The following is a 24,473-nucleotide window of genomic DNA, read 5'->3' as shown; positions in this document are numbered from 1 at the left end:
TTCCCTGCCTTTCTGGCCTCTTTCCGCCGTTTCCTCAAGCCGGCACCGTGCGCCGTCCGTTGGGCCTGCCGGTGGTCCCGCAACTCCGGTCTCCTCCACAAGACCGGTTTCAATCGCATGGAGAACGGGTATTGTTTCGGCAACGCCGCGGCAATCCTTTGCCGAAGCGCGACGGATCGGAGACCGCCATGAGGGGAAGCGTGCCATCGTCTGCCACGTCATCGCCACCCTTCCGTCGTCGTGTCCCCCGTTCCCTCGTCCTCGCGCTTGCCGGCGCGGCCGCCCTGCTCGTCGCCGGCTGCCAGAAGAAGGAAACCGCTGAAGCCAAGCTGCCGGTGGTGGTGCAGGTCGCCACGGCCGAAATGACCGACTACGCGCCGAAGACCTCTCTGACCGGCGTCATTGCGGCACGCACGCTGAACAATCTCGCCTTCCGCGTCGGCGGCCGTGTCGCCGAACGGCTGGTCGAGGTCGGCCAGCATGTCGACAAGGACACGGTTCTCGCCCGGCTCGATCCGCAGGAACAGGAATCGGACCTGCGTTCGGCGCAGGCCGACCTCGATGCCGCCAATGCCAGCCTGACGCAGGCCAAGGCCGCCTTCGAGCGGCAGAAGGCGCTGCTGGCGCAGGGCTTTACCACGCGGCGCGACTACGACGCCGCCGACCAGGCGGCGAAGGTTGCGCAGGGCAGCGTCGACGCGGCCCAAAGCGCGCTCGCCAACGCCAAGGAGAACCTGACCTTCACCGAGCTGCGCGCCGGCGCCCCTGGTGTCGTCACCGCCCGCGCCGTCGAGGCGGGACAGGTGGTGCAGGCCGCGCAGACCGTTTTCACCGTCGCCGAGGACGGCGACCGCGACGCGGTTTTCAACGTGCAGGAAACGCTGGTGGTGAGCACCGTGCCCGATCCGGCCGTGACGATCGTACTGGTTTCCGATCCGAAGGTGACGGCGACGGGTAGGGTGCGTGAAATTTCGCCGGCCGTCGATCCGGCCTCCGGCTCCATCCGCGTCAAGGTGGCGATCCCCGAGACACCGGCCGCGCTGCCATTGGGCGCTGCCGTCGTCGGCACGGTTTCGGCCAGGGCACAAAAGGGCATCGTCCTGCCGTGGCAGGCGCTGACCTCGCAGGACGGCAAGCCGGCGGTCTGGCTTCTCGATCCCGCCTCGAAGGCGGTGACGGTGACACCGATCGGCATCCTTGCCTACGAGTCCGGCATCATCGTCGTCGACAAGGGGCTGGAGGCGGGCCAGCAGGTGGTCACCGCCGGCGGCCAGCTGCTCAGTCCCGGGGAGGTGGTCGAGGTGGCGGAGGCCAAGCCATGACGCGGCGCGCGCTGCTGCTAACGCTCTGTGTCCTTGCGCCGCTCGCCGCCTGCTCGCAGGAAAAGGAAACGCCGCCGCCGGAAGTCGTGCGGCCGGTGCTGTCAATGGTGGTGACGCCGACGGCCAGCCGCACGCTCGGCTTCGTCGGCACGGTGGAGTCGGAATTCAGCGCCAACCTCGCCTTCCGCCTACTCGGCCGCGTGGTGGCGCGCGACGTCGAGGTCGGCGACCTGGTGACGAAGGGCGAGACGCTGGCGGCGCTCGACCCGACCGCGCTCGATCTCGGCGTGCAGGCGGCCAAGGCGGAGCTTTCCAACGCCGAGGCGCAGTTCGCCAACGCATCTGCCAGCGAGGAACGCCAACGCCAGCTGCTGGAATCGAAGAACACCTCGCAGGCGGTCTATGATGCGGCCAAGCAGGCCATGCAGGCAGCGCAGGCCAATGTGGAACGAGCGCGAGCCGCACTCGCGAAGTCGCAGGAACAGCTCGGCTATGCCCGCCTGTTCTCCGACTTCGACGGCGTCGTCACTGCCGTCGGCGCCGAGGTGGGGCAGACCGTCTCGCCCGGCCAGATGATCGTCACCGTGGCGCGCGCCGACGTACGCGAGGCCGTGGTGGATATTCCCGACCAGTTGACCGGCGATCTTATCGCCGGCACGCCGTTCGAAGTGACGCTGCAATCGCTGCCGACGATCAAGGCTGAGGCGAAGCTGCGCGAGATCGCGCCGCAGGCCGAAGGGGCGACGCGCACGCGCCGCGTCAAGCTTACCCTCATAGATCCGCCGGCATCCTTCCGGCTCGGCTCGACCGTCACCGCCACCCGCGTCACGGCCGCCACGCCGGCCATCGAGCTGCCGCTGTCGGCGCTGCTCGAAGCCGACGGCAAGGCGAAGGTGTGGATCGTCGACCCGCAGGCCATGACCGTCGCCACGCATGACGTTCAGGTTTCCGGCAAGGCGAGCGGTTCCTTCACCGTAGCCGGCGGGCTGGAGCCAGGCGCGCGCGTGGTCACCGCCGGCGTGCACAGCCTGAAGGAAGGCCAGAAGGTCAGGATCGAAGGGGCCACGCCATGAAAGGCTTCAACCTCTCCGACTGGGCGCTCTCGCACCGCTCGCTGGTCTGGTATTTCATGCTGGTGTTCGTTGTCGCCGGCGTCGCCTCCTACCTGAACCTCGGCCGCGAGGAAGACCCCTCCTTCACCATCAAGACGATGATCATCCAGGCCAACTGGCCGGGCGCCTCGGTGAACGAGCAGGCCAGGCAGGTCACCGACCGCATCGAGAAGAAGCTGGAGGAACTGGACAGCCTCGACTTCACCCGCTCGCTCACCACGGCGGGGCGCACCATCGTCTTCGTCAACCTGAAGGACTCGACCAAGGCGAAGGATGTCGTGCCCACCTGGCTGCAGGTGCGCAACATGATCAACGACATCTGGCACCAGTTCCCGCAAGGGGTGCAGGGGCCGTTCTTCAACGACCGCTTCGGCGACGTCTACGGCAACATCTATGCCTTCACCTCCGATGGACTGACCGGACGGCAGCTGCGCGACTATGTGGAAAAGGTGCGCAGCGAGGTGCTGACCGTGCCAAACGCCGGCAAGGTCGACCTGATCGGCGCGCAGGACGAGGTGATCTACCTCGAATTTTCCACCCGCCAGATCGCGGCGCTCGGCATCAACGAACAGGCGATTGTGCAGAGCCTGCAGGCGCAGAACGCCATCGTGCCATCCGGCGTCATCGAGGCGGGGCCGGAGCGCGTGGCGGTGCGCGTCACAGGCCAGTTCACCTCCGAAGAGAGCCTGCGCGCCATCAATCTGCGCATCGACAACCGTTTCTTCCGCCTGAGCGACGTGGCCACCATAAAGCGCGGCTACACCGACCCTCCGGCCGGGCTGTTCCGCTACAACGGGCAGGATGCCATCGGCCTCGCCATCGGCATGAAGCCGAACGCCAACCTGCTCGATTTCGGCAAGGCGCTGGACGCCAAGATGGACGCGGTGCTGGCCGAGCTGCCGGTCGGCGTCGGCGTGCACAAGGTGGCCGACCAGCCGGTGATCGTAGAGGAGGCGGTGTCGGGCTTCACACGCGCGCTGTTCGAGGCCGTCGCCATCGTTCTGGCCGTCTCCTTCGTCAGCCTCGGCCTGCGCGCAGGCTTCGTCGTATCGCTGTCGATCCCGCTGGTTCTGGCCATCACCTTCGTCGCGATGGAATATCTCGGAATATCGCTGCAGCGCGTTTCGCTCGGCGCACTCATCATCGCGCTCGGCCTGCTGGTCGACGACGCCATGATCGCGGTGGAGATGATGGTCGCTCGGCTGGAGGCCGGCGACCCGCTGCGCAAGGCGGCGACCTATGTCTACACCTCGACCGCCTTCCCGATGCTGACCGGTACGCTGGTGACGGTGGCCGGCTTCATTCCCATCGGCCTCAACTCCTCCAACGCCGGCGAATACACCTATACGCTGTTCGTCGTCATCGCCGTGTCGCTCGTGGTGTCGTGGATCGTCGCGGTGCTGTTCGCGCCACTGCTCGGCATCACCTTCCTGCCGGCGACGATGAAGGCGCATCACGAAAATCCCGGCCGCTTCACCGGGGCCTTCCGGCGCGTGCTGCTCTTTTCGGTGCGGCACCGCTGGCTGACGATCGTCGCCACAATCCTGCTGTTCCTCGTCTCGCTCGGCGGGATGACGCTGGTGCAGCAGCAGTTCTTCCCGCCCTCCGACCGGCCGGAACTGATCGTCGATTTTACATTGCCGCAGAACAGCTCCATCGCCGAGACGCGCGAACAGGTCGAGCGTTTCGAAAAGATAGCGCTGGCCGGCAATGACGACATCGACCACTGGTCGTCCTATATCGGCCAGGGCGCGGTGCGCTTCGTGCTGACGCTCGACGTGCAGCCGGCCAATCCGTATTTCGGTCAGGTCGTCATCGTCACCAAGAGCATCGAGGCGCGCAACCGAGTGAAGCCGGCGCTGGAAAAAATCCTGCGCGATGAGTTCGTCGGCACCGACACCTTCGTCAAGACGCTCGAGCTCGGCCCGCCGGTCGGCCGGCCGATCCAGTACCGCGTCGGCGGTCCCGATATCCAGAAGGTGCGTGACCTTGCCCGGCAGTTCGCCGGCATCATCGCCGCCAATCCAAAGGTCGCCGCGCCCACCTTCGACTGGAACGAGCCGGAGCGCGTTTTGAAGGTCGATGTGCTGCAGGACAAGGCGCGCCAGCTCGGCATCACCTCGCAGGACATCGCCAGCGCGCTCAACACCACGGTCGGCGGCGCGGCCATCACCCAGGTGCGCGACTCCACCTATCTCATCAACGTCGTCGTGCGCTCGCGCGAGGCAGACCGCGCCTCGCTGGATACGCTGAGGAACATGCAGATTCCAACGCCTACCGGCGAGGCGATCCCGCTGGCGGCGCTGGCCAATTTCGACTACGCGCTGGAACAACCGGCGATCTGGCGGCGCGGCCGCGTGCCGACGATCACCGTGCGCGCGGGCCTCGTCGGCGACGCGCTGCCCGACACGGTGGTGAAGGAACTGAAACCGTCGGTCGACGCCTTCGCCGCCAAACTGCCGGAAGGCTATACGCTCGCCACCGCCGGCTCGGTCGAGGAGAGCGGCAAGAGCCAGGGGCCGATCGCCGCCGTGGTGCCGCTGATGCTGTTCATCATGGCGACCATCCTGATGATCCAGTTGCAGAGCTTCCAGCGGCTGTTCCTCGTCGTCGCGGTGGCGCCGCTCGGGCTGGTCGGCGTCGTCATCGGCCTGCTGCTGAGCAATTCGGCGATGGGCTTCGTCGCCATCCTCGGCATCCTCGCGCTGATCGGCATCCTGATCCGCAATTCGGTGATCCTGGTCATGCAGATCGAGGACCTGGTGCGCGACGGCATGGACCGCTGGAAGGCGGTCGTGGACGCTTCCGAGCATCGCATGCGACCGATCGCACTGACGGCGGCGGCCGCCTCGCTGGCGCTGATCCCGATCGCGCGCGAATCCTTCTGGGGGCCGATGGCCTATGCCATGATGGGCGGCATCCTCGCCGGCACGGCGATCACGCTGCTCTTCCTGCCATCGCTCTACATCGCCTGGTTCCGGCTGAAGGAGCCGAAGCCGGCGGACGAACAGGGATCGGACGAGGCGGCCGGAGAAACGTCGCCGGCCGGCTGATGCCTCAGGCTTTCAACAACCATTCGTGCTCGGGCGCGTTGTGGAACTTCCACGTCCGCTTCGGTCCGGCCATCACGTTGAGATAGTAGAGGTCGTAGCCGTGGCAGGCGGCGCAGGGATGGTAGCCCTTCGGCACCAGCACGACGTCGCCGTCCTCGATCGCCATCGTCTCGTCCAGCTCGCGCGTGCCGTCGGCATCCACGTCGGTGTAGACGCGCTGGAAGGCGAAACCCTGTGGCGGGTTGAGACGGTGGTAGTAGGTTTCCTCCAGATAGGATTCGGCAGGCAGGGCGTCGCGGTCGTGCTTGTGCGGCGGGTAGCTGGAGGTATGGCCGCCGGGCGTGATGACCTCGACCACCAGCAGCGAATCCGCCGGCTCGCCCTCGGGCAGGATGTTGGTGACATAGCGCGTGTTGGTGCCCTTGCCGCGCACCTCCTGGCCAAGATCGTCGGGCGAAATCACCCGTGCGGGCAGGCCGCTGCCGAGGCCGGGCGCCGAGCAGACCGCCAGTTCCAATTCGGTTTCGGCCGTCACCGACCAGCCGGAATCTTGCGGGATATAGAGCGACCACGGCTTGCCTTCGAAGACCGACATGCGCTCGCCAAGCGAGCCAAAATCCTTGCCCCCGGCACTGGCCCTGCCCTTTCCGGTGACGAAGACGAGGCAGACTTCGCTGGCGCCGGTTTCCGCCGACACCGTCTCGCCGGGACGCAGCCGGTGAAGGTCGAAGCCGACATAGGTCCAGCCGGCGCTTTGCGGGGTGACGTGGGCGACGCGGCCGTAGCCATGGTTCGCCTTGACGATCAGGTTCGGCATGATGTCCTCGATCATTCCTTCGGAAGCGACGGGCCGGATGGCTGATCGCCGGGTGGCTTGTAGAGCCACAGATATTGCCAGGCGCCGTAGGCGGCGAAAGCCAACGCGATCAGGCCCCATGTCTGCGAGCCGTTGTAGAATTCCAGCCCCGCCCACGAAAGGCAGACGACCACCAGGGCGACACGCCGCCACAGCGGCCGGAAAAACGGATGATCGGCGTCTTTCATATGCGGCTCCCGAAAACCCATCCCTATGCCACACCCGGCCGTCGCTCAACCCTTCGGGAAGCCCTGCGTCTCGACCGTATAGCCGGCAGCAAGCATCACCCGCATCAGTTCCTTGTGGCCGACCTCAGCCATCCTGAGCGGCGGATTCTTTTTCGGGTCCTGCTCGGCCTCGACCACGAACCAGCCCTCGTAGCCATAGTCGGCGAATTTCCGCACGATGGCGCCGAAATCGAGCGAGCCGTCGCCCGGCACGGTGAAGGCGCCGAGCGCCACGGCATCGAGGAAGGATTGTTTTTTCCAGTCCAGCGCATCGATCACCGGCTGGCGGATGTCCTTCACATGGACGTGGCTGATGCGCTTGTGGTGCCTGTCGATGGCGCGCAGCACATCGCCGCCGGCAAAGGCGAGGTGGCCGGCATCGAGCAGCAGCGGAATGCCTTCGCCCGACTGGTTCATGAAGGCGTCCAGTTCGTGCTCGAACTGCACGATGGCGGCCATATGGTGATGGTAGGCCAGCGGCATGCCCTGGTCGGCGCACCATTCGCCGAAGTCCGTGACCTTGCGGGCATAGGCCTTCATCTCGGCGTCGGAGAGCACCGCCTTTTCCGCTAGCGGCTTCGTCCGGTCGCCCTGGATCGAGCGGCCGACCTCGCCATAGACGATACAGGGCGCGCCGACCGCCTTGAACAGGGCGATCATCGGCGCGATGCGGTCCTTGTTGGCGGCCAGGTCCTCGACCGTCAGCGTGCCGGAGAACCAGCCGCCGCACAGCGTCACGTCCGCCGCCTTCAGGATCGGCAGCATGACGTCCGGATCGTTCGGGAAGCGTCGGCCCTTCTCCATGCCGGTGAAGCCGGCCGAGCGGGACTGGCGCAGGCACTCCTCCAGCGACACGTCGTCGGAGAGTTCGACAAGGTCGTCGTTCCACCACGCGATGGGCGACATGCCCAGTTTTGCCTTCACGGTGATCTCCGGTTTTTGCTTGTGGCCAGTGACGGCTCAATCGCCGACATGCTGCGCCTTGCGCTTTTCATCGTACTCTTTGCGCGCGGCAACGACTTGCGGGCGCGAAGACACTTGCGGCACGGCGACATCCCACCAGTAGCCGCCGGCCTCGGTCGACACCAGCGGATCGGTGTCGATGACGAGGACGGTGGTGCGCTCATTGGTCTTCGCCGCCGCCAGCGCCGTTTCCAGCTCGGAAATCGACGACACTTTCTGCGCGATCGCGCCGAGGCTGGCGGCATGGGCGGCGAAGTCGATATCGGGCAATGTCTCGTGGCGCGCATCCTTCAACAGGTTGTTGAAGTTGGCGCCGCCGGTCGCCATCTGCAGCCGGTTGATGCAGCCGAAGCCGCGATTGTCGAGCAGCACGACGGTGAGCTTCAGGCCGAGCATCACGGACGTGGCGATCTCGGAATTGAGCATAAGGTAGGAGCCGTCGCCGACCATGACGACGACTTCCTTGTCCGGCCGCGCCATCTTGACGCCGAGCGCGCCGGCAATCTCGTAGCCCATGGTCGAGAAGCCGTATTCGGCATGGTAGGAGCCCGGTGCGCCAGCCTGCCAGAGCTTGTGCATCTCGCCCGGCAGGCCGCCGGCCGCGTGCAGGGCGATGACATCCGACCCCATTGCCCGCTGCACGGCGCCGATCACCTGCGCATCCGACGGCAGGGCGACGTTGGTCGATGCCGTGACCTTGCCGGCCTCGGCCTGCCATTCCGCCTTGCCGTCCACGGCGTTATCGGTCCAGGCGGCGGGCACCTTCCAACCCTTCAGGGCCGAGGCCAATTCCTCCAGCCCCTCCTTGGCGTCCGCCACCAGCGGCAGCGCGCGGTGCTTGCCGGCATCGAAAGGCTGGACGTTGAGGCCGACAAGCGTCTTGCCCTCGCCCTTGAACAGTGCCCATGAGCCGGTGGTGAAATCCTGCAGCCGCGTGCCCACCGCCAGCACCACGTCCGCCTCCTCGGCCAGACGGTTGGCGGCGGATGTGCCGGTGACGCCGACAGCGGCCATGTTGAGGCGATGATCGTCCGGCAGCGAGGATTTGCCGCCTTGCGTCTCGCAGACGGGAATGCCGGTCGCTTCGACGAAATCGGCCAGCGCATCGGAAGCGCCCGAATAGAGCACGCCGCCACCGACGACGATCAGCGGCTTCCTCGCCGCCTTCAGCGCCGCCGCAGCAGCGGCCAGTTCGCCTCGGTCCGGGCGCTGCCGGCGCGGCGTCCAGAGGCGTTCGGCGAAGAAGCTTTCGGGATAGTCATAAGCCTCGGCCTGCACGTCCTGGCATAGCGCCAGCGTCACCGGCCCGCATTCGGCTGGATCGGTCAGCACCTGCATGGCGCGGTTGAGCGCCGGCACGATCTGCCCGGGCCGGGTGATGCGGTCGAAATAGCGCGAAACGGGACGGAAGCAATCGTTGACGGTGGCGGTGCCGTCGGAAAAGTCCTCGGCCTGCTGCAACACCGGATCGGGAATGCGGTTGGCGAAGACATCGCCGGGCAGGAGCAGCACCGGCAGCCGGTTGACGTGGGCAAGGGCCGCCGCCGTCACCATGTTGAGCGCGCCAGGCCCGATGGAAGTCGTGGCGGCCATGAAGCGGCGGCGAAAATTCGCCTTGGCATAGGCGATGGCCGCATGCGTCATCGCCTGCTCGTTATGGGCGCGGAAGGTGGGCAAAGCCTCGCGCTCGCCGTACAGCGCCTCGCCGATGCCGGCGACGTTGCCATGGCCGAAGATCGCCCAGACACCGCCGAAGATCGGCAGTTTCGCGCCGTCGATCTCGGTCATCTGCCGGGCAAGGAAGCGCGTCAGCGCCTGCGCCATGGTGAGGCGGATGGTTTTGGTCATGTCGGTCCTCCCCGCCTTCTATGCCGCCTTGCGGCCGCGCGCGGCAAGCCATGCGCGGGTGAGCGCGTCGAAGCGGGCGGCCATGTCGGCGATCGCTTCCTCGTCCGATAGTGCGCCGGCGAACCATTTCTCGGCTGCGTCGATGAAAAGCGTACGGCCGACCGCAAAACCCTTAACCACCGGCACGTCCGCCGTCGCGGCGAAGGCCAGTTCCAGCTCGTCCTGCGGCGCTTCCAGCCCGAGCAGCACGACGCCACGGCACCACGGGTCGTTTCCGGTGATCGTCGCCTCGATGGCCTTCCAGGCGACCTGCGAACGCTGCGGCTCCAGCTTCCACCAGTCCGGCTTGATGCCGAGCGCATAAAGCTCCTCCAGCGCGCGCGGCACGGTACGGTCGTCGACCGGGCCGTTCTTCGAGGCGATGATCTCGACCAGCAGTTCGCGCCCCACCTTGCGGGCGGCCTCGAACAGGGCGTGGAGCTTTTCCTGCTGCTCCTGTTTCAGCGCCGGCGGATCGTCGGGATGGTAGAAGCACAGGCACTTGATGCAATGCGTTACCGGCCACTCGACGAGCTGCGAGCCGATGTCCTGCGAGAATTCGAAGCGCAGCGGTCGCGAGCCAGGCAGTTCCACCGGCCGGCCGAGCCAGGCGAAGGAATGGCGGGCGAACTCGAACAGCGCCTCGCGGCCATATCGTTCGTCGATCAGCATGCCGTAGCCTGCGCGGCCATCGGCGACCTTTGCCGCAGCCTTCACCGCCAGCACCTTGAAGGCGTCGATGCGGGAAAAGTCGGCGCCGGCCTTCTCAGCCACCGCTTCCAACTGGACGCGATGATCGATGGCGAAGGCCATCAGCGAGGGAATTTCGCGCCGGCGCGTCGTCGCCCAATGGATGTGGGCGATCGCCTCGTCCTTGCGCAGCGCATGGTGCTTGCTGCCGTGATCGAGGAAGAAGCGCAGTTCCTCGAAGGTCGGGTATGCCGGCGAACACAAAAGCCGCGATACGGCAAACGCCCCGCAGGCATTGGCCCAGGTCGCCGCCGTCTCCAGGCTTTCGCCGCCCAGCCAGCCACGCAGGAAGCCGGACATGAAGGCATCGCCTGCGCCGAGCACATTGTAGACCTCGATCGGGAACCCCTTGCCGACGATACCGGCTTCGAGATCGTCCGGGATCGCTCCGTCATAGACGATGCAGCCCATGGCGCCGCGCTTGAGCACGATGGTGGCGGGCGTAAGCGTCCGGATCGTCTTCAGCGCCGCCAACAGGTCGCTTTCGCCGGAGGCGATCAGCACCTCCTCCTCGGTGCCGACGATCAGGTCGCACTCCGGCAGCACAGCCTTCATCTCGGCGGAAACGCGGTCGGATTTCACGTAGCGGCCGAAGCCCTCAGCGTGGCCGGCAAGGCCCCACAGGTTCGGCCGATAGTCGATGTCGAAGACGACTTTGCCGCCGCTCTGCTTCATGACGCGCATGGCCTTGCGCTGCGCGGCGGCGGTATTTTCACGCGAGAAATGCGTGCCGGTGACGACGACGGCGCGAGCCGAGGCCACAAAAGCCTCGTCGACGTCGTCCGGCTCGAGCGCCATGTCGGCGCAGTCGGTGCGGACAAAAATCATCGGCGAGACGCCCTCGTCCTCCACCGACAACAATACCAGCGCCGTCAAGCGATCCGGATCGGTCTTCAAGGCGGCAACGGAAACTCCCTCGCGCACCAACTGTTCGCGGATGAAGCGGCCCATCTGTTCGTCGCCGACGCGCGTCAGCAATGCCGATTTCAGGCCGAGCCGGGCGGTGCCGACGGCGATATTGGCAGGGCAGCCGCCGACCGACTTGGCGAAGGAGGAAATATCCTCCAGCCGCGAGCCGATCTGCTGGCCGTAGAGATCGACGGAGGCGCGGCCGATGGCGATGACATCAAGCGGCTTGTCGGCAGCTTCTTTCACCCGCACCTCCCTGCTTCCTGGATTTTTCTTCGTGCTGCCGATCATTGCCCGGCACATTTGCTCGGATGAAATATCAATTCCATATTCCAGTCAATATGGAACATACATTCCCTATAGGGGTTGCCGGTAACCGCTATCGCTTGCCGCCGAGCACGCGGCGCTTCTCCGCAACCGAAACCGCGATGGCCATGGCCAGCGCCATGGTGGCCGAAAGCGAGCGGAAACCGCCGAAATCGGCTTCCGCAACCTCGAACCAGACAGTGGCGACCTGCGCCAGCGGCGAAAAGGCGCTGTCGGTGATGGCGACGACCGGCACGCCCTGCCTGGCGATCGCGCGCGCCTCGTCGACGGTGGCGGACGCATAGGGCGAGAAGGAAATGGCGATAGCGGCGTCCTTCGGCGTGGCGAAGCCGATCATCTCGGCATTCAGGCCGCCGGCCGATTCGATGAGCTGGCTGCGGATCTTCAGCTTGCCCAGCGCATAGGCAAGATAGGAGGCGACCGGATAGGAGCGGCGCTTGGCGAGGATATAGACCGTGCCCGCCCCGGCCAGCAGGTCGACGGCCTGTTCCAGATGCGCCTCGTCGATGCTGCGCGCGATATCGGCCAGCGAGGTCGACGCTGCCGTCACGAAGCCGTCGAAGACGGCGCGGTGGCCGGCGCCTGCGTCAGCCTTGGCGCGCAGCGTCGACAGCCGCTCGTCGTAGGAAGAGGTGCGCTCGCGCAGCCGCTCGCGAAACACCCCCTGCATGGCGGTGAACCCGTCGAAGCCGAGTTGCTGGGCGAAGCGCACGAGGGTCGAGGGTTGCACGCCCGCCAAAGTTGCGATGGAGGCGGCGGTGCCGAAGGCGATGTCGTCGGGATTGTCGAGCGCATAGGCGGCGACCTGGGCGATGCGTTTGGGCAGACTGTCGCGCCGCTCCAGGATCGCCGCGCGCAACGAATCGAAGTCGCGAGGGGCGTTGATCGTTTCCACGTCGCTCATCGTTTTCCTTTCCGCAACGCGCGGCCCAAAGTCAGTCTCCCGTGAGGAAAATCATGCCCGGCCCGGTCAGCGCAAGAGCGCTTCGACAGCCGCCGATTCCCTTCCCCGCGATTTCCTCGCGATCCGCTTGACGTATCGCTAAAAAATGGAATACATAATCCAAAAAGTGATACTTTGGTAGAGAAATTCCAATTTTCACGGCAATCTCTAGGGAGGAGATCATGAAAACTCAGTTGAAGAAACTTCTGGCGGCGGCCGTCGCCGCCGTGCCGCTGCTGGTCGGCCTCGGCGCCGTCACAGCACATGCCGACGGCGAGCACTTCGTCTTCGTCAGCCACGCGCCGGACACTGATTCCTGGTGGAATGTCATCAAGAACGCGCTGAAGAACGCGGCCGCCGACACCAAGACCACCGTCGACTACCGCAACCCGCCGACCGGCGACATCGCCGACATGGCGCGCATCATCCAGCAGGCGGCTGCCACCAATCCTGACGGCATCATCACCACCATCGCCGACTTCGACGTGCTACAGAGCGCCATCAAGGACGCCATCGCCAAGGGCATCCCGGTCATCACCGTCAATTCCGGCACCGCCGACCAGTCCAAGCAGCTCGGCGCGCTGATGCATATCGGCCAGCCCGAATACGACGCCGGCAAGGGTGCGGGCGAACGCGCCAAGGCGGCGGGCGTCACCGACTTCGTCTGCGTCAACCACTACATCACCAACGCCGCCTCGGTGGAGCGCTGCCAGGGCTATGCCGACGGGCTCGGCGTGCCGCTCGGCGACCACATGGTCGATTCCGGCCAGGACCCGACGGGGGTCTACAACAAGGTCAAGGCGTACCTGACCGCACACCCGGGCACCAACGGCATCCTGACGCTGGGCCCGAACGCGGCCGAGCCGACCATCAAGCTCCTGCGCGACACCGGCGAGACGTCGAAGTACAACTTCATCACCTTCGACCTGTCGTCCGACATCTCGCAAGGCATCAAGGACGGCATCGTCGAGTCCGCCATCGACCAGCAGCCCTACCTGCAGGGCTACCTGCCGGTCATCTTCCTGACCGAATACAAGCGCTACGGCGTGCTGCCGGCCAACAACGTCAACACCGGGCCGGGCTTCGTCACCAAGGCGAACATCGAGATGGTCGAGAAGCTGGCGGGCGAATACCGCTAGGCAACGGCGAGACGCGCGCGGCCGGCAAAAGCCAATGGCCGCGCGCATCCACTTCATCTTCTGACGGGGACACTGCGATGGCCGAGAACACAACCGTCGCGGCTGCCGGACGGCCCGCCGACGAACGCCTGCAAAAGCAATCCGGCCTGCGCAAGCTATTGTCGCGGCCCGAGCTCGGCGCCATCGCAGGCACCGTCCTGGTCTTCCTGTTCTTCGGCGCCACCGCGCACGGCACCGGCATGTTCGCCGCCGACGGCATCATGAACTGGATCACCGTCACCGCGCAGCTCACCATCATCGCCACCGGCGCGGCGTTGCTGATGGTCGGCGGCGAGTTCGATCTTTCGGTCGGCTCGATGATCGGCTTCGCCGGCATGATGATCGCCATTCCCACCGTCTATTTCGGCTGGCCGGTCGAGATCAGCGTGGTCTTCGCTTTCTGCGGCGCGTTGCTGATCGGCTTCCTCAACGGGCTGATCGTGGTGCGCACACGCCTGCCGTCCTTCATCGTCACTCTGGCCTCGCTCTATATCCTGCGCGGCATGACGATCGCGCTCTCCATCCTGTTCGCCAACCGCACCATCGTCTCGGGCGTGAAGAACTTCGCCGGCGATTCGCTCGTCGTGCCGCTGTTTTCCGGCAAGGCCTTCCCCGGTCTGTTCGTCTGGATGGCGGAGGCGGGCATCATCGGCACGCTGCCGAACGGACAGCCTTCGGTTCAGGGCATCCCGGCGGTGGTGATCTGGGCCTTCGTCATCGCGCTGGTCGGCCATATCGTGCTCACCCGCACCCGCTTCGGCAACTGGATCTTCGGCGCCGGCGGCGATGCCAATGCGGCGCGCAATGTCGGCGTGCCGGTGGCGCGGGTGAAGATCACCCTGTTCATGGTCACCGCTTTCTGCGCCACCGTCTACGCCACCTGCCAGGTCATGGAATTCGGCTCGGCCGCCGCCGACCGCGGCGTGCTGAAGGAATTCGAGGCGATCATCGCCGCCGTCATCGGCGGCTGCCTGCTCACCGGCGGCTACGGCTCCGTCGTCGGCGCCTTCTTCGGCGCACTGATCTTCGGCGTGGTGCAGATGGGCATCCTGTTCACCGGCGCGCCGAACGACTGGTTCCAGGTGTTCCTCGGCCTGATGCTGCTGACGGCCGTGCTGTTCAACAGCTACATCCGCCGCCGCGCCACCGGCGAGCGCTGAGGGAGAGGGCCATGAACGACACCGTCAATCTCTCCACGGATGCCCCGCTGATCGAGGTGCGCGATCTGGTCAAGCATTTCGGCCCCGTCGTGGCGCTGAACGGCGTTTCCATGAAGGTGCGCAAGGGCGAGGTCCTGTGCCTGCTGGGCGACAACGGCGCCGGCAAATCCACCCTCATCAAGACGCTATCGGGCGTGCACAAGCCGACCAGCGGCAGCTTCCTCGTCGACGGCCGGCCGGTGTCGTTCTCGACGCCGCGCGACGCGCTGGATGCCGGCATCGCCACCGTCTACCAGGACCTGGCGATGGTGCCACTGACCTCCATCGCCCGCAACTTCTTCATGGGCCGCGAGCCGATGCGCGGCGTCGGCCCGTTCAAGGTCCTCGACCTCGCCTTCGCCGAGCGCGTGGCGCGCGAGGAGATGAAGAAGATCGGTATCGACGTGCGCGACCCCAGCCAGGCGGTCGGCACGCTGTCGGGCGGCGAGCGACAATGCGTGGCGATCGCGCGCGCCGTCTATTTCGGCGCCAAGGTGCTGATCCTCGACGAGCCGACCTCGGCGCTCGGTGTGGCGCAGACCTCGATGGTGCTGAAATACGTCCATCAGGTGCGGGCGCGCGGGCTCGGCGTCATCTTCATCACCCACAATGTCCGCCACGCCTATGCGGTCGGCAACACTTTTACCGTGCTCAACCGCGGCCGCACGCTCGGCACCTATGAGAAGGCGGCCATCGGCATCGAGGAATTGCAGAACCTGATGGCTGGCGACAAGGAACTGCAACTGCTGTCCGACGATCTCGGCGGCATGGTGTGAGCTCGGCCCGACACCGGTAAGGAAGCACAGATGAAGGATATCGGCGTCGGCCTGATCGGCACGGGCTTCATGGGCAAGTGCCACGCGCTGGCGTGGCGCTCAGTCGGCAGCGTCTTCGCCGGGGTAGGCCGGCCGAGGCTGGTGCATCTGGGCGAAGCGAACGCCGAGCTTGCCCGCACCCGCGCCGCCGAGTTCGGCTTCGACAAGGCGTCCGGCGACTGGCGCGCTGTGATCAAGGATCCGGACGTCGACGTCGTCTCGCTGACGACACCGAACAAGTTCCACGCCGAAATGGCGACCGCCGCACTCAAGGCCGGCAAGCACCTTTGGTGCGAGAAGCCGATGGCGCCCACCTTCGCCGAGGCCGAGGCGATGGCCGCGGCGGCCAGGAAGGCCGGCACGGTGGCCATACTCGGCTACAACTACATCCAGAGCCCGGCGATCCGGCAGATCGGCGCGCTGCTCGCGGAAGGGCGGATCGGCACGCTCAACCATCTCCGCATCGAGATGGACGAGGATTTCATGGCCGACCCGCACGCGCCGTTCGGCTGGCGCCACGACGCCGCTTCCGGCTACGGCGCGCTGGACGATTTCGCCGTGCATCCGCTGTCGCTGATTGCGGTGCTGTTCGGCCGCGTCGCGCGCGTCGTCTGCGATATGGCGAAGCCTCATGCCGAGCGTATCACCGCTTCGGGCGAAGCACGCGCTGTCGAAACATGGGACATCGCCAGCGTGCTGATGCGGCTGGAGAGCGGCCTGTCGGCGACCTTGCAGGTCAACCGCGCGGCCTGGGGCCGCAAGGGGCGCATTTGCGTGCAGATCTTCGGCTCGGAAGGCACCATCCTGTTCGACCAGGAACGCTTCAACGAATTCCAGCTCTACCTGACCAGCGACCGCCCCGAAGAACAGGGCTTCCGTACCGTGCTGATCGGACCGCAGCACCAGCCCTACGGTACCTTCGTGCCGGCGCCCGGCCATGGGCTCGGCTTCAACGACCTCAAGATCATCGAATGCCGCGAACTGATCGCCCGCATCGGCGGCGACACCGGCGCGCGGCTGATCGGCTTCGACGAGGGACTGGAGATCGAGCGCACCGTGCACGCCATGGCACGCTCGCACCGGGAAGGCGGCTGGGTGGACGTGCGCTGAACCGGACGGGAAGCGGCGATTGCCGCTTCCCGTCTGGGCTCAGGCAGTTCCCGGCTTGCTCAATGCCGCCGTCCCATGCACCCGTCGGCGCAGTTGGACCGCATCGGCGAGGTTTTCCAGCACAGCTTCCGTCGTCGCCCAGTCGATGCAGCCATCGGTGATGCTCTGACCGTAGACCAGCGGCTTACCCGGCACGACGTCCTGTCGTCCGGCGATCAGATTGCTCTCGATCATGACACCGACGATGCGGTCGTCGCCAGCGGCGACCTGACCCGCCACGTCGGCAGCGACAGCAGGCTGGTTTTCCGGCTTCTTGTTGCTGTTGGCATGGCTGACGTCGATCATAAGGCGCGGCGCCAGGCCGGCGCGAAGGAGCAGCGCGCTCGCCGCCTCGATGCTCGCCGCGTCATAGTTGGGCGTCACGCCGCCGCGCAGGATGACGTGGCAGTCCTCGTTGCCGGTGGTCGCGGCGATGGCGCTGCGGCCTGCCTTCGTCACCGCCATGAAATGATGCGGCTGGGCCGCCGACTTCACCGCGTCGACGGCGATGCGCAGGTTGCCGTCCGTGCCGTTCTTGAAGCCGACCGGGCAGGACAGGCCGGACGCCAGTTCGCGGTGGATCTGGCTTTCCGTCGTGCGCGCGCCGATGGCACCCCAGCTGACGAGGTCGGCAATGTATTGCGGCGTCGTCATGTCGAGGAACTCCGTCGCCGCCGGCAGGCCGAGATTGTTGACGGCGGCGAGCACGTTGCGCGCCATTCGCAAACCCTTGTCGATATTGAAGCTGCCGTCGATGTCGGGATCGTTGATGAGGCCCTTCCACCCCACCGTCGTGCGCGGCTTCTCGAAATAGACGCGCATCACGATCTCGAGCCGGTCCGACAGACTGTCGCGCAGCGCCGCCAGACGGCTGGCATAGTCGACGGCCCCGGCGGGATCGTGAATGGAGCATGGCCCGACGACGACGACCAGCCTGTCGTCGGTGCCCGTCAGCACGTCATGGACGGCGTTGCGCGCGGCCGAGACGGTGCGCGTCGCCGTCAGGGTGCGCGGTATCTCGCGTATCACCTCTTCGGGCGTGCTCAGTTCCTTGAGTTCGGTGACCCGAAGGTCGTCTGTAGTGGTCAACACGGCTTTCTGCTCCTGATTTGGAGACCCGCCGGCTGAAACAAAAAAGCCGCCAGGTCTGGCGGCTGTTCGGATTTTGATGCTGCAATCTTCAGATCGAGCGCAATCCTCCCGCCGCCAGCGAGCTGCCGTAGCTAAAGTACCAGAACGTGGCGGTCAGGTGGATCATGCCGGTCAGATAACCGAAATGGCGGCGTTTGTCACTCGCCAATGCGTCATTGGACGGAGATGGTCTTTCCGGTCCTGGCCGATTTCAGCGCGGCGTCCGCCAGTTTGAGCGCAGCCAATCCGTCGGTGCCGCTCGGCGACGGCTTCGTTCCCTTCGCCAAAGCGGCGATGAAAGCCGAAATCTCGTTGGCATAGGCATCGATGTAGCGGGTCATGAAGAAATCGTGCAGCGGCGGGCGGGTGTAGCCCTTGTCGTTGGCGAGTTCGATCGACACCGGCCGCTGGTTCTCCGCCGCCACCATGCCCTTCGAACCGTGCACCTCGATGCGCTGGTCGTAGCCGTAGGTGGCGCGGCGCGAATTGGAGATGAGCGCCTGCCGGCCGGATGCCGTCTCGAGGATGACGGAGACGGAATCGTAGTCGCCAGCGTCGCCGATTTTCCTGTCCACCAGCACGGAGGCATGGGCAGACACCGAAACCGGCTCCTCGCCGAGCAGGAAACGGGCCATGTCGAAATCGTGAATGGTCATATCGCGAAAAATGCCGCCGGAGCGCTTGATATAGTCGACCGGCGGCGCACCGGGATCGCGCGAGGTGATGGTCGCCATCTCGACCTTGCCGATGGCGCCGTCGTCGATGGCCTTCTTCACCGCCGCGAAATGCGGATCGAAGCGACGGTTGAAGCCGACCATCAGCGTGGCGCCGGTTTTTTCCACGACGCCAAGGCATTTGACCACGCGCTTGACATCGAGGTCGATGGGCTTTTCGCAGAAGATCGCCTTGCCGGCCCTGGCGAAGCGCTCGATCAGGTCGGCATGGGTATCGGTCGGCGTGCAGATGACGACGGCGTCGATATCCTTCGCTTTCTCGATCTCGTCGATCGATCGCACCTCGGCGCCATAGGCAGCGGAAATCTCCTTTGCCGCCTTCTCGAAGGCGTCGGCCACGGCGACGAGTTTCGCATCTGGGTTGGAGCCCACGGCGCGCGCGTGCACCTTGCCGATACGGCCGGCCCCCAGCAGGCCGAAGCGAACCGTCATGACGTCTTCCTCCACAGAATGGAATGAAAGAGCGATACGCTCTTTCTATGAAATGTTTATTCCATTCTGCGATCGAGCGTCAAGCCTCGCCTTGGGAAGCGTCGCGATTTCTCAGAACAGCGCCTGCAGCTCCGTCAGCTTGTCGTTGACCAGCCAGCCGTAATAGTTCTCCTCCGGCAGCTTTTCCGGCTCGCCGGCGGCGCGGCGCTTGTCGTTTTCCGCCTTCAGCGCGTAGGCGCGCTGGTCCGGATTGCCGACATTGTAGAGCGTGGCGGTGATGCCGGGATTCTGCGAGATGTCGAAGCCGGCGATGCTCCTGTAGGCGTCGATCGACTTCTTCAGCGTCGCCGCGACGTAGTTCAGCGTCAGGTCGGGATCCATGATGGTCTTGTAGACCTGGTTCGGATCGCCGACATCGAGCCTCGGCAGGCCGGATACCTTATGGACCAGGTCGCTCATCTGCAAGGCGGTGAGCGGGTTGAGCTGCCCGAGGCCGAAGGTCTGGCCGGCATAGTAGGGCTGGAAGAAAACGGCGCCGAAACGATTATCGGGGAAGCTCTTGCCGCCCACCGTCTTGCCGCGGAAAGCGCTGTTCCACACCCTCTCGCGGCAGGTCCACAGCGCATAGCTGTCGCTCTTGCCGGCGCAGGAGGCAAACTGCGGCCGCTGCACGAAATCGGAAATGTCCTCCCCGCCATAGGCGAAAGTGAGCTTCGAGGAGAGGTAGGAGATCGCCTTGACGTAGTAGGTCTGCAAGCGATCGTAGGCGTCGACGTTGTAGGTATGCTCGCCGACGATGGCGCCGGCTATGTGCAGCGGGCTGATGCCATAGGTGGCCGCTGCCTGCTTGATCTTGCCGCGCAGCTTGGCGTCGTTGGCGAGCAGCGCATAGACCTTGCGGTACTTGGCCTGGAAGGTGGTGTTGGTCGCCTGTGTGCGATGGGTGGAAGCGCCGGGAATAGGCGGCTGCTCGGCATTGCGGTTACCCGGCGGAACGGGTGTGACGGCGCTCGCGGCGACGATGCTTGCTGTGAAAACAGCAAGGAACAAGGGAAGGAAAAGCTTCTTCATGCGCCGCCCAAAGTGTCGATGGACGCAAACTAGGGGGCGCGAGTGATGAAGTCGAGGCTTCCGTCGCGGGCGACGCCAAAAGGCGCCGCAATGCTTCCATTTCGCCACACCGGATATCCTGCCCTCCCCATGCGAAGGGAGGGCAGGCAATTGCCTAGAGAATGAACCGCGACAGATCGGTGTTGCGGGACAGGTCGCCGACATGCTTTTGCACATAGTCGGCGTCGATCTTCACCGTCGTGCCGTTGCGGTCGGCGGCGTCGAAGGAAATCTCGTCCAGCACCCGTTCCATCACCGTCTGCAGGCGTCGGGCGCCGATATTTTCGACGGTAGCGTTCAGGTCAACGGCGATGCCGGCCAGGGAATCGATGGCGTCGTCGGTGATGTCCAGCGTCACGCCCTCGGTCGCCATCAGCGCGATGTACTGCTTGATCAGGCTGGCTTCCGTCTCGGTGAGGATGCGGACGAAATCCTCCTTCTCCAGCGCGCGCAGTTCGACGCGGATCGGCAGGCGGCCCTGCAGTTCCGGCAAAAGGTCGGACGGCTTGGAGACGTGGAAAGCGCCCGAGGCGATGAACAGGATATGGTCGGTCTTGATCGACCCATACTTGGTCGCCACCGTTGTGCCTTCGACCAGCGGCAGCAGGTCACGCTGCACGCCTTCGCGGGACGGCCCGCCGGAGATGTCGGAACGGGCGGCGATCTTGTCGATCTCATCGATGAAGACGATGCCGTCGTTCTCGGCCGATTCCAGCGCGCGGCGCACCACCTCGTCCTGGTCGAGCAGCTTGTCGGACTCGTCCTGGATCAGGATGTCGTAGCTTTCCTTCACCGTCGTCTTGCGCGTCTTGGTGCGCTTGCCGCCCATCGCCTTCGACAGCATGTCGTTGATGTTGAGCACGCCGATGTTGGCGCCGGGCATGCCGGGGATCTCGAAGCCGGGCATGCCACCGGTGCCGGTGTCGGCCACCTCGACCTCGATCTCCTTGTCGTCCAGTTCGCCGTCGCGCAGCTTCTTGCGGAAGCTGTCGCGCGTGGCGGGGCTCGCGGTCTTGCCGACCAGTGCCTCCAGCACGCGCTCCTCGGCGTTAATGTGGGCGCGCGCCTTGACGTCGTCGCGCATCTTCTCGCGCTGCAAGGTGATGGCGATCTCGACCAGATCGCGCACGATCTGCTCGACGTCGCGGCCGACATAGCCGACCTCGGTGAACTTGGTCGCCTCGACCTTGACGAAGGGGGCGCCGGCGAGCTTTGCGAGACGGCGCGAAATCTCGGTCTTGCCGACACCGGTCGGGCCGATCATCAGGATGTTCTTCGGCATCACCTCCTCGCGCATCTGGCCTTCAAGCTGCTGGCGGCGCCAGCGGTTGCGCAGCGCAATCGCCACGGCGCGCTTGGCGTCCTTCTGGCCGATGATGAAACGGTCGAGTTCGGAAACGATCTCGCGGGGGGAAAAATTGCTCATGTCACAAAAACCCGATTTCCCTATCTGGGAATTGCACTTTGCCACTGCCTGATGGACTCGAACGGATGCAGCAGCATGATCACGTTGAGGGTGAGATTATCCCGGATGACATAGCCGGTGCCGATCTCGAAGAAGAGCGCGACGGCCACGACCAGCCATATAGGAAGCGTTCTGGCCATCGCAAAGCCCAGCACCATGGCCAGCGTATCGCAGACGGAATTCAGGATGGAATCGCCGTAGTAATCGAGCGAGATGGTGCCGGCGCGGTAGCGGTCGATGATGAAGGGGCTGTTTTCCAGCACCTCCCAGCCGCCCTCGATCAGCAGCGCGAAGGCCAGCCTGAACCAGATCGACCGCTTCGGGAACAGCCAGTGCGCCAGCGCATAGAACAGGAAGCCGTGGATGATGTGCGAGGGTGTGTACCAGTCGGAAATGTGCTGGGAGTTTTCCGAACTGACGACGACGCCGTGCCACAGCTTGACGTAGCCGCAGGTGCAGATCGCCGGATGGCCCTCGATGTAGAGCGCCAGCGCCTGCAGGCCGACGATGATGGCCGCGACGATCAGGCCGAGCTGCCACGCCATCGCGGATGGCGCGGTGTCTTCACTGCGTTCCGTCGGAAGCGTCATGCATCGTCCCCTTCTGCATCCACCGCCATCAGCACCACATCGCCATAGACCGACGAACGCCGGTCTATCTCGCGAAAACCGGCCTTTTCATAGGCGCGGATGGCGCGCGCATTATCCGGGTGCGGATCGATGACGACGCGCGGCGCCCCCTCGTCGAAAAGCTCTTCTACGAATTGCCTGACGATGGCCGAGCCATGGCCGATGCCGACCATCTCCGGCGGCCCGATGGTGAGGTCGATGCCCAGCGTACCGAAGGGCTGGTCGGCATAGGGATGGTCGTCTTCCAGATGCGGATCGTAGCTTTGCAGGTAGGCGATCGGCTTGCCGGAAAGCTCGACGATCAGCGGTTCGACCGAAACGCTGTCGATATGGTCGCGGATGGCGGCGATCTCGACTTCCGGATCGTCCCACCAGGCAGCGACGTGCGGCTCGGCCAGCCAGCCGGCGATGCGCGGCAGGTCCGCCTCGCTCACCGGCCGGAAGACGTAGCGCGGCGCGTCGTTACGCGGCGCCATCGATCGTTTCGACGACGAAGTTGTTGTTGGTGTAGACGCAGATGTCGGACGCGATCTGCATGGCTTTGCGGGCGATCTCCTCGGCGTCCTTGTCGGTGTCGATGAGGGCACGGGCCGCGGCCAGCGCATAATTGCCGCCCGAGCCGATGGCCATGACGCCCTGCTCCGGCTCCAGCACGTCGCCGTTGCCGGTGAGAGCCAGCGAGACGTTCTTGTCGGCCACCAGCATCATCGCTTCCAGACGCCGCAGGTAGCGGTCGGTGCGCCAGTCCTTGGCGAGTTCGACGGACGCCCGCATCAACTGGTCGGGATACTGCTCCAGCTTGCCTTCCAGCCGCTCCAGCAGGGTGAAGGCGTCGGCGGTGGCGCCGGCGAATCCGGCAATGACAGAGCCGCCCTTGCCGATGCGGCGTACTTTTCTGGCGTTGCCCTTCATGATGGTCTGGCCAAGGCTCACCTGGCCGTCGCCGACGATGACCACTTTGCCGCCCTTGCGCACGGTCACGATGGTCGTGGCGTGCATACTCAGTTCGTTTGCCATGTCTTGCTCCGATTCGCGCGGCCCCGCTCAGGCAGCCGCACGGTACGAGTTGGGTTGGGCACTATGTATGCAACGGAGAGCCCTTTGCAAACGGTCGTCGCAAGGGCAGCACCTTGTCGAAAAACAGATCAGCGCGCCGCCGGCCCGCGCACGCAGGCTTCCAGGTTGTTGCCGTCCGGATCAAGGACGAAAGCGCCATAGTAGTCGCCGGCTCCCTCGCGGGGGCCGGGCGGGCCGTTGTCGCGTCCGCCCGCCGCCAGTGCGGCGTGATAGAAGGCATCGACCATCTGCTTGCTATCCGCAATGAAGGCGATGTGCATCTGGTTCAGCCCGGCGCGCGAACCTTCCACCCAGTAGGACGGGCGCAAGGTCCCGATCCACAGATACGGGATCGGCTCCTCCGCGCTGCGGCCGAACAGGAACGATTGCTCGCTATTGGTTTTCGTGGCGAGACCGAGAGCTTCGGCGATCGCGTCGTAGAAGCGGCGCGCCTTCGTGAGATCGGTTACGACGATGCCGGTGTGGTCGAGCATGAAAATACAATACCCGGTTTGCCGATCGGTTCCAAACCGCGACATACAATTGTCGGCTATGCTCCAACTGGTCATCGCGGGATCATGCTGCTAGAAGGCTCGCGTTGCAGCATCAGGGTCCAGGGATAGACAATGGCCGCCCGTTCCGCCGAAGTCAGCCGCAAGACCAAGGAAACCGAGATTTCCGTGTCCGTTCATGTCGACGGCACGGGCAAGGCCGACATCGCCACCGGCGTCGGCTTCTTCGACCATATGCTCGACCAACTGTGCCGGCATTCGCTGATCGACATGACAGTGAAGGCCAAGGGCGACCTGCATATCGACGACCACCACACGGTGGAGGACACCGGCATCGCGCTCGGCCAGGCACTGTCCAAGGCGCTCGGCGAGCGGCGCGGCATCATGCGCTATGCCTCGATCGATCTTGCCATGGACGAGACGCTGACGGCCGCCGCCATCGACGTGTCCGGCCGGCCGTTTCTTGTCTGGAACGTCGCCTTCTCGGCGCCGAAGATCGGCACCTTCGACACCGAACTGGTGCGCGAATTCTTCCAGGCGTTGGCGCAGCACGCCGGCATCACGCTGCACGTCAACAACCGCTACGGCGCCAACAACCACCATATCGCCGAGACCTGCTTCAAGGCCGTGGCGCGGGCGCTGCGCACCGCCGTCGAGCGCGACCCGCGCCAGCCCGACGCCGTGCCCTCCACCAAGGGCTCGCTGAAAGGGTAG

General features: G+C 65.3%; 23 protein-coding genes. 8 read left to right on the top strand and 15 right to left on the bottom strand.

All coding sequences use genetic code 11. The features are described from left to right. Nucleotides 1-188 precede the first annotated feature (188 nt). The 3 genes from FGU64_RS16215 to FGU64_RS16205 are packed head-to-tail and all read left to right on the top strand — an operon-like array spanning nt 189 to nt 5,487. On the top strand, nt 189-1,322 hold the full coding sequence (locus FGU64_RS16215) for an efflux RND transporter periplasmic adaptor subunit (protein ID WP_139954120.1): 1,134 nt from the start codon (nt 189-191) through the stop codon (nt 1,320-1,322). Next, nucleotides 1,319-2,395: an efflux RND transporter periplasmic adaptor subunit gene (locus tag FGU64_RS16210; RefSeq protein WP_139954119.1), complete on the top strand. Its 1,077-nt coding sequence runs from the start codon at nt 1,319-1,321 to the stop codon at nt 2,393-2,395. Before FGU64_RS16215 ends, FGU64_RS16210 begins: the two co-directional genes overlap by 4 nt. Further along, nucleotides 2,392-5,487, top strand: coding sequence for an efflux RND transporter permease subunit (locus FGU64_RS16205; RefSeq protein WP_139954118.1), 3,096 nt, complete (start codon nt 2,392-2,394; stop codon nt 5,485-5,487). The genes FGU64_RS16210 and FGU64_RS16205 overlap by 4 nt, the downstream gene beginning before the upstream one ends. 4 nt (nt 5,488-5,491) lie before the next feature. Here the strand turns inward: FGU64_RS16205 and iolB are convergent, their stop codons facing one another. From iolB to FGU64_RS16170, 7 genes are all read right to left on the bottom strand, one after another. Next, on the bottom strand, nt 5,492-6,304 hold the full coding sequence (iolB, locus tag FGU64_RS16200) for a 5-deoxy-glucuronate isomerase (protein ID WP_139955413.1): 813 nt from the start codon (nt 6,302-6,304) through the stop codon (nt 5,492-5,494). A gap of 11 nt (nt 6,305-6,315) precedes the next feature. Further along, entirely contained in the window at nt 6,316-6,531 is a 216-nt protein-coding gene (locus FGU64_RS16195; RefSeq protein ID WP_139954117.1) for a DUF3329 domain-containing protein, read from the bottom strand. A 45-nt stretch (nt 6,532-6,576) separates the two neighbouring features. Continuing rightward, entirely contained in the window at nt 6,577-7,494 is a 918-nt protein-coding gene (iolE, locus tag FGU64_RS16190; protein ID WP_139954116.1) for a myo-inosose-2 dehydratase, read from the bottom strand. 36 nt (nt 7,495-7,530) lie between these two features. Further along, nucleotides 7,531-9,381 carry a 3D-(3,5/4)-trihydroxycyclohexane-1,2-dione acylhydrolase (decyclizing) gene (iolD, locus tag FGU64_RS16185; protein ID WP_139954115.1) on the bottom strand — a complete coding sequence of 617 codons (1,851 nt, stop codon included), beginning with the start codon at nt 9,379-9,381 and terminating at the stop codon, nt 7,531-7,533. Nucleotides 9,382-9,399: 18 nt separating this feature from the next. After that, nucleotides 9,400-11,370, bottom strand: coding sequence for a 5-dehydro-2-deoxygluconokinase (gene iolC, locus FGU64_RS16180; protein WP_139954114.1), 1,971 nt, complete (start codon nt 11,368-11,370; stop codon nt 9,400-9,402). Nucleotides 11,371-11,458: 88 nt separating this feature from the next. Next, entirely contained in the window at nt 11,459-12,310 is an 852-nt protein-coding gene (locus tag FGU64_RS16175; RefSeq protein WP_139954113.1) for a MurR/RpiR family transcriptional regulator, read from the bottom strand. 31 nt (nt 12,311-12,341) lie between these two features. After that, nucleotides 12,342-12,533, bottom strand: a complete 192-nt coding sequence (locus FGU64_RS16170; RefSeq protein WP_139954112.1) for a hypothetical protein — start codon at nt 12,531-12,533, stop codon at nt 12,342-12,344. Here FGU64_RS16170 and FGU64_RS16165 point away from each other — a divergent pair. The 4 genes from FGU64_RS16165 (at nt 12,532) to FGU64_RS16150 (ending at nt 16,651) form a co-directional block, all read left to right on the top strand. Further along, nucleotides 12,532-13,488 (top strand): sugar ABC transporter substrate-binding protein, encoded by a 957-nt coding sequence (locus tag FGU64_RS16165; RefSeq protein ID WP_139954111.1) that lies wholly within the window; start codon nt 12,532-12,534, stop codon nt 13,486-13,488. The genes FGU64_RS16170 and FGU64_RS16165 overlap by 2 nt on opposite strands. A 77-nt stretch (nt 13,489-13,565) precedes the next feature. Continuing rightward, the gene (locus FGU64_RS16160) at nt 13,566-14,687 is read left to right on the top strand and encodes an ABC transporter permease (protein ID WP_139954110.1); all 1,122 of its coding nucleotides are present in this window, start codon (nt 13,566-13,568) and stop codon (nt 14,685-14,687) included. A gap of 11 nt (nt 14,688-14,698) precedes the next feature. After that, on the top strand, nt 14,699-15,502 hold the full coding sequence (locus FGU64_RS16155) for an ATP-binding cassette domain-containing protein (protein ID WP_139954109.1): 804 nt from the start codon (nt 14,699-14,701) through the stop codon (nt 15,500-15,502). Between the two features lie 30 nt (nt 15,503-15,532). After that, on the top strand, nt 15,533-16,651 hold the full coding sequence (locus tag FGU64_RS16150) for a Gfo/Idh/MocA family oxidoreductase (RefSeq protein WP_139954108.1): 1,119 nt from the start codon (nt 15,533-15,535) through the stop codon (nt 16,649-16,651). Between the two features lie 39 nt (nt 16,652-16,690). On the opposite strand, the gene FGU64_RS16145 is transcribed toward FGU64_RS16150, so the two are convergent. The 8 genes from FGU64_RS16145 to FGU64_RS16110 all read right to left on the bottom strand — a co-directional run bounded on the left by FGU64_RS16145 (nt 16,691) and on the right by FGU64_RS16110 (nt 23,741). Beyond that, nucleotides 16,691-17,782, bottom strand: a complete 1,092-nt coding sequence (locus FGU64_RS16145) for a 3-deoxy-7-phosphoheptulonate synthase (RefSeq protein WP_139954107.1) — start codon at nt 17,780-17,782, stop codon at nt 16,691-16,693. Nucleotides 17,783-17,994: 212 nt separating this feature from the next. Continuing rightward, nucleotides 17,995-18,987 carry an inositol 2-dehydrogenase gene (gene iolG / locus FGU64_RS16140; RefSeq protein ID WP_139954106.1) on the bottom strand — a complete coding sequence of 331 codons (993 nt, stop codon included), beginning with the start codon at nt 18,985-18,987 and terminating at the stop codon, nt 17,995-17,997. Between the two features lie 111 nt (nt 18,988-19,098). After that, nucleotides 19,099-20,058, bottom strand: a complete 960-nt coding sequence (locus tag FGU64_RS16135) for a DUF1402 family protein (RefSeq protein WP_139954105.1) — start codon at nt 20,056-20,058, stop codon at nt 19,099-19,101. A gap of 154 nt (nt 20,059-20,212) precedes the next feature. After that, nucleotides 20,213-21,523: an ATP-dependent protease ATPase subunit HslU gene (hslU, locus tag FGU64_RS16130; protein ID WP_139954104.1), complete on the bottom strand. Its 1,311-nt coding sequence runs from the start codon at nt 21,521-21,523 to the stop codon at nt 20,213-20,215. Nucleotides 21,524-21,543: 20 nt separating this feature from the next. After that, entirely contained in the window at nt 21,544-22,152 is a 609-nt protein-coding gene (locus tag FGU64_RS16125; protein ID WP_180375555.1) for a DUF2585 domain-containing protein, read from the bottom strand. Further along, nucleotides 22,149-22,667 (bottom strand): GNAT family N-acetyltransferase, encoded by a 519-nt coding sequence (locus tag FGU64_RS16120; protein WP_139954103.1) that lies wholly within the window; start codon nt 22,665-22,667, stop codon nt 22,149-22,151. The genes FGU64_RS16125 and FGU64_RS16120 overlap by 4 nt, the downstream gene beginning before the upstream one ends. After that, nucleotides 22,654-23,208: an ATP-dependent protease subunit HslV gene (hslV, locus tag FGU64_RS16115; RefSeq protein WP_139954102.1), complete on the bottom strand. Its 555-nt coding sequence runs from the start codon at nt 23,206-23,208 to the stop codon at nt 22,654-22,656. Before hslV ends, FGU64_RS16120 begins: the two co-directional genes overlap by 14 nt. Nucleotides 23,209-23,336: 128 nt before the next feature. Beyond that, a complete protein-coding gene (locus FGU64_RS16110) occupies nt 23,337-23,741 on the bottom strand; it encodes a VOC family protein (protein WP_139955411.1) in 405 nt (134 codons plus the stop codon). A 132-nt stretch (nt 23,742-23,873) separates the two neighbouring features. On the opposite strand from FGU64_RS16110, the gene hisB reads away from it, so the two are divergent. Next, the gene (gene hisB, locus FGU64_RS16105) at nt 23,874-24,473 is read left to right on the top strand and encodes an imidazoleglycerol-phosphate dehydratase HisB (protein ID WP_139954101.1); all 600 of its coding nucleotides are present in this window, start codon (nt 23,874-23,876) and stop codon (nt 24,471-24,473) included.

Source organism: Mesorhizobium sp. 8 (assembly GCF_006351905.1).
In the GTDB taxonomy this organism is placed as follows: domain Bacteria; phylum Pseudomonadota; class Alphaproteobacteria; order Rhizobiales; family Rhizobiaceae; genus Mesorhizobium; species Mesorhizobium composti.
Note: the sequence above shows the minus strand (reverse complement) of the source record. Positions and strands in the feature narration are given on the sequence as shown.

Bases quoted from the DNA above. Each gene is read 5' to 3' on its own strand.
- FGU64_RS16210 (WP_139954119.1), top strand. From the start codon at position 1,319: ATGACGCGGCGCGCGCTGCTGCTAACGCTCTGTGTCCTTGCGCCGCTC.
- hisB (WP_139954101.1), top strand. From the start codon at position 23,874: ATGGCCGCCCGTTCCGCCGAAGTCAGCCGCAAGACCAAGGAAACCGAG.
- FGU64_RS16110 (WP_139955411.1), bottom strand. From the start codon at position 23,741: ATGCTCGACCACACCGGCATCGTCGTAACCGATCTCACGAAGGCGCGC.
- FGU64_RS16135 (WP_139954105.1), bottom strand. From the start codon at position 20,058: ATGAAGAAGCTTTTCCTTCCCTTGTTCCTTGCTGTTTTCACAGCAAGC.
- FGU64_RS16125 (WP_180375555.1), bottom strand. From the start codon at position 22,152: ATGACGCTTCCGACGGAACGCAGTGAAGACACCGCGCCATCCGCGATG.
- FGU64_RS16155 (WP_139954109.1), top strand. From the start codon at position 14,699: ATGAACGACACCGTCAATCTCTCCACGGATGCCCCGCTGATCGAGGTG.
- FGU64_RS16215 (WP_139954120.1), top strand. From the start codon at position 189: ATGAGGGGAAGCGTGCCATCGTCTGCCACGTCATCGCCACCCTTCCGT.
- FGU64_RS16150 (WP_139954108.1), top strand. From the start codon at position 15,533: ATGAAGGATATCGGCGTCGGCCTGATCGGCACGGGCTTCATGGGCAAG.
- hslU (WP_139954104.1), bottom strand. From the start codon at position 21,523: ATGAGCAATTTTTCCCCCCGCGAGATCGTTTCCGAACTCGACCGTTTC.
- FGU64_RS16160 (WP_139954110.1), top strand. From the start codon at position 13,566: ATGGCCGAGAACACAACCGTCGCGGCTGCCGGACGGCCCGCCGACGAA.
- hslV (WP_139954102.1), bottom strand. From the start codon at position 23,208: ATGGCAAACGAACTGAGTATGCACGCCACGACCATCGTGACCGTGCGC.
- iolB (WP_139955413.1), bottom strand. From the start codon at position 6,304: ATGCCGAACCTGATCGTCAAGGCGAACCATGGCTACGGCCGCGTCGCC.
- FGU64_RS16165 (WP_139954111.1), top strand. From the start codon at position 12,532: ATGAAAACTCAGTTGAAGAAACTTCTGGCGGCGGCCGTCGCCGCCGTG.
- iolG (WP_139954106.1), bottom strand. From the start codon at position 18,987: ATGACGGTTCGCTTCGGCCTGCTGGGGGCCGGCCGTATCGGCAAGGTG.
- FGU64_RS16205 (WP_139954118.1), top strand. From the start codon at position 2,392: ATGAAAGGCTTCAACCTCTCCGACTGGGCGCTCTCGCACCGCTCGCTG.
- FGU64_RS16170 (WP_139954112.1), bottom strand. From the start codon at position 12,533: ATGATCTCCTCCCTAGAGATTGCCGTGAAAATTGGAATTTCTCTACCA.
- FGU64_RS16120 (WP_139954103.1), bottom strand. From the start codon at position 22,667: ATGGCGCCGCGTAACGACGCGCCGCGCTACGTCTTCCGGCCGGTGAGC.
- FGU64_RS16175 (WP_139954113.1), bottom strand. From the start codon at position 12,310: ATGAGCGACGTGGAAACGATCAACGCCCCTCGCGACTTCGATTCGTTG.
- FGU64_RS16195 (WP_139954117.1), bottom strand. From the start codon at position 6,531: ATGAAAGACGCCGATCATCCGTTTTTCCGGCCGCTGTGGCGGCGTGTC.
- iolD (WP_139954115.1), bottom strand. From the start codon at position 9,381: ATGACCAAAACCATCCGCCTCACCATGGCGCAGGCGCTGACGCGCTTC.
- iolC (WP_139954114.1), bottom strand. From the start codon at position 11,370: ATGATCGGCAGCACGAAGAAAAATCCAGGAAGCAGGGAGGTGCGGGTG.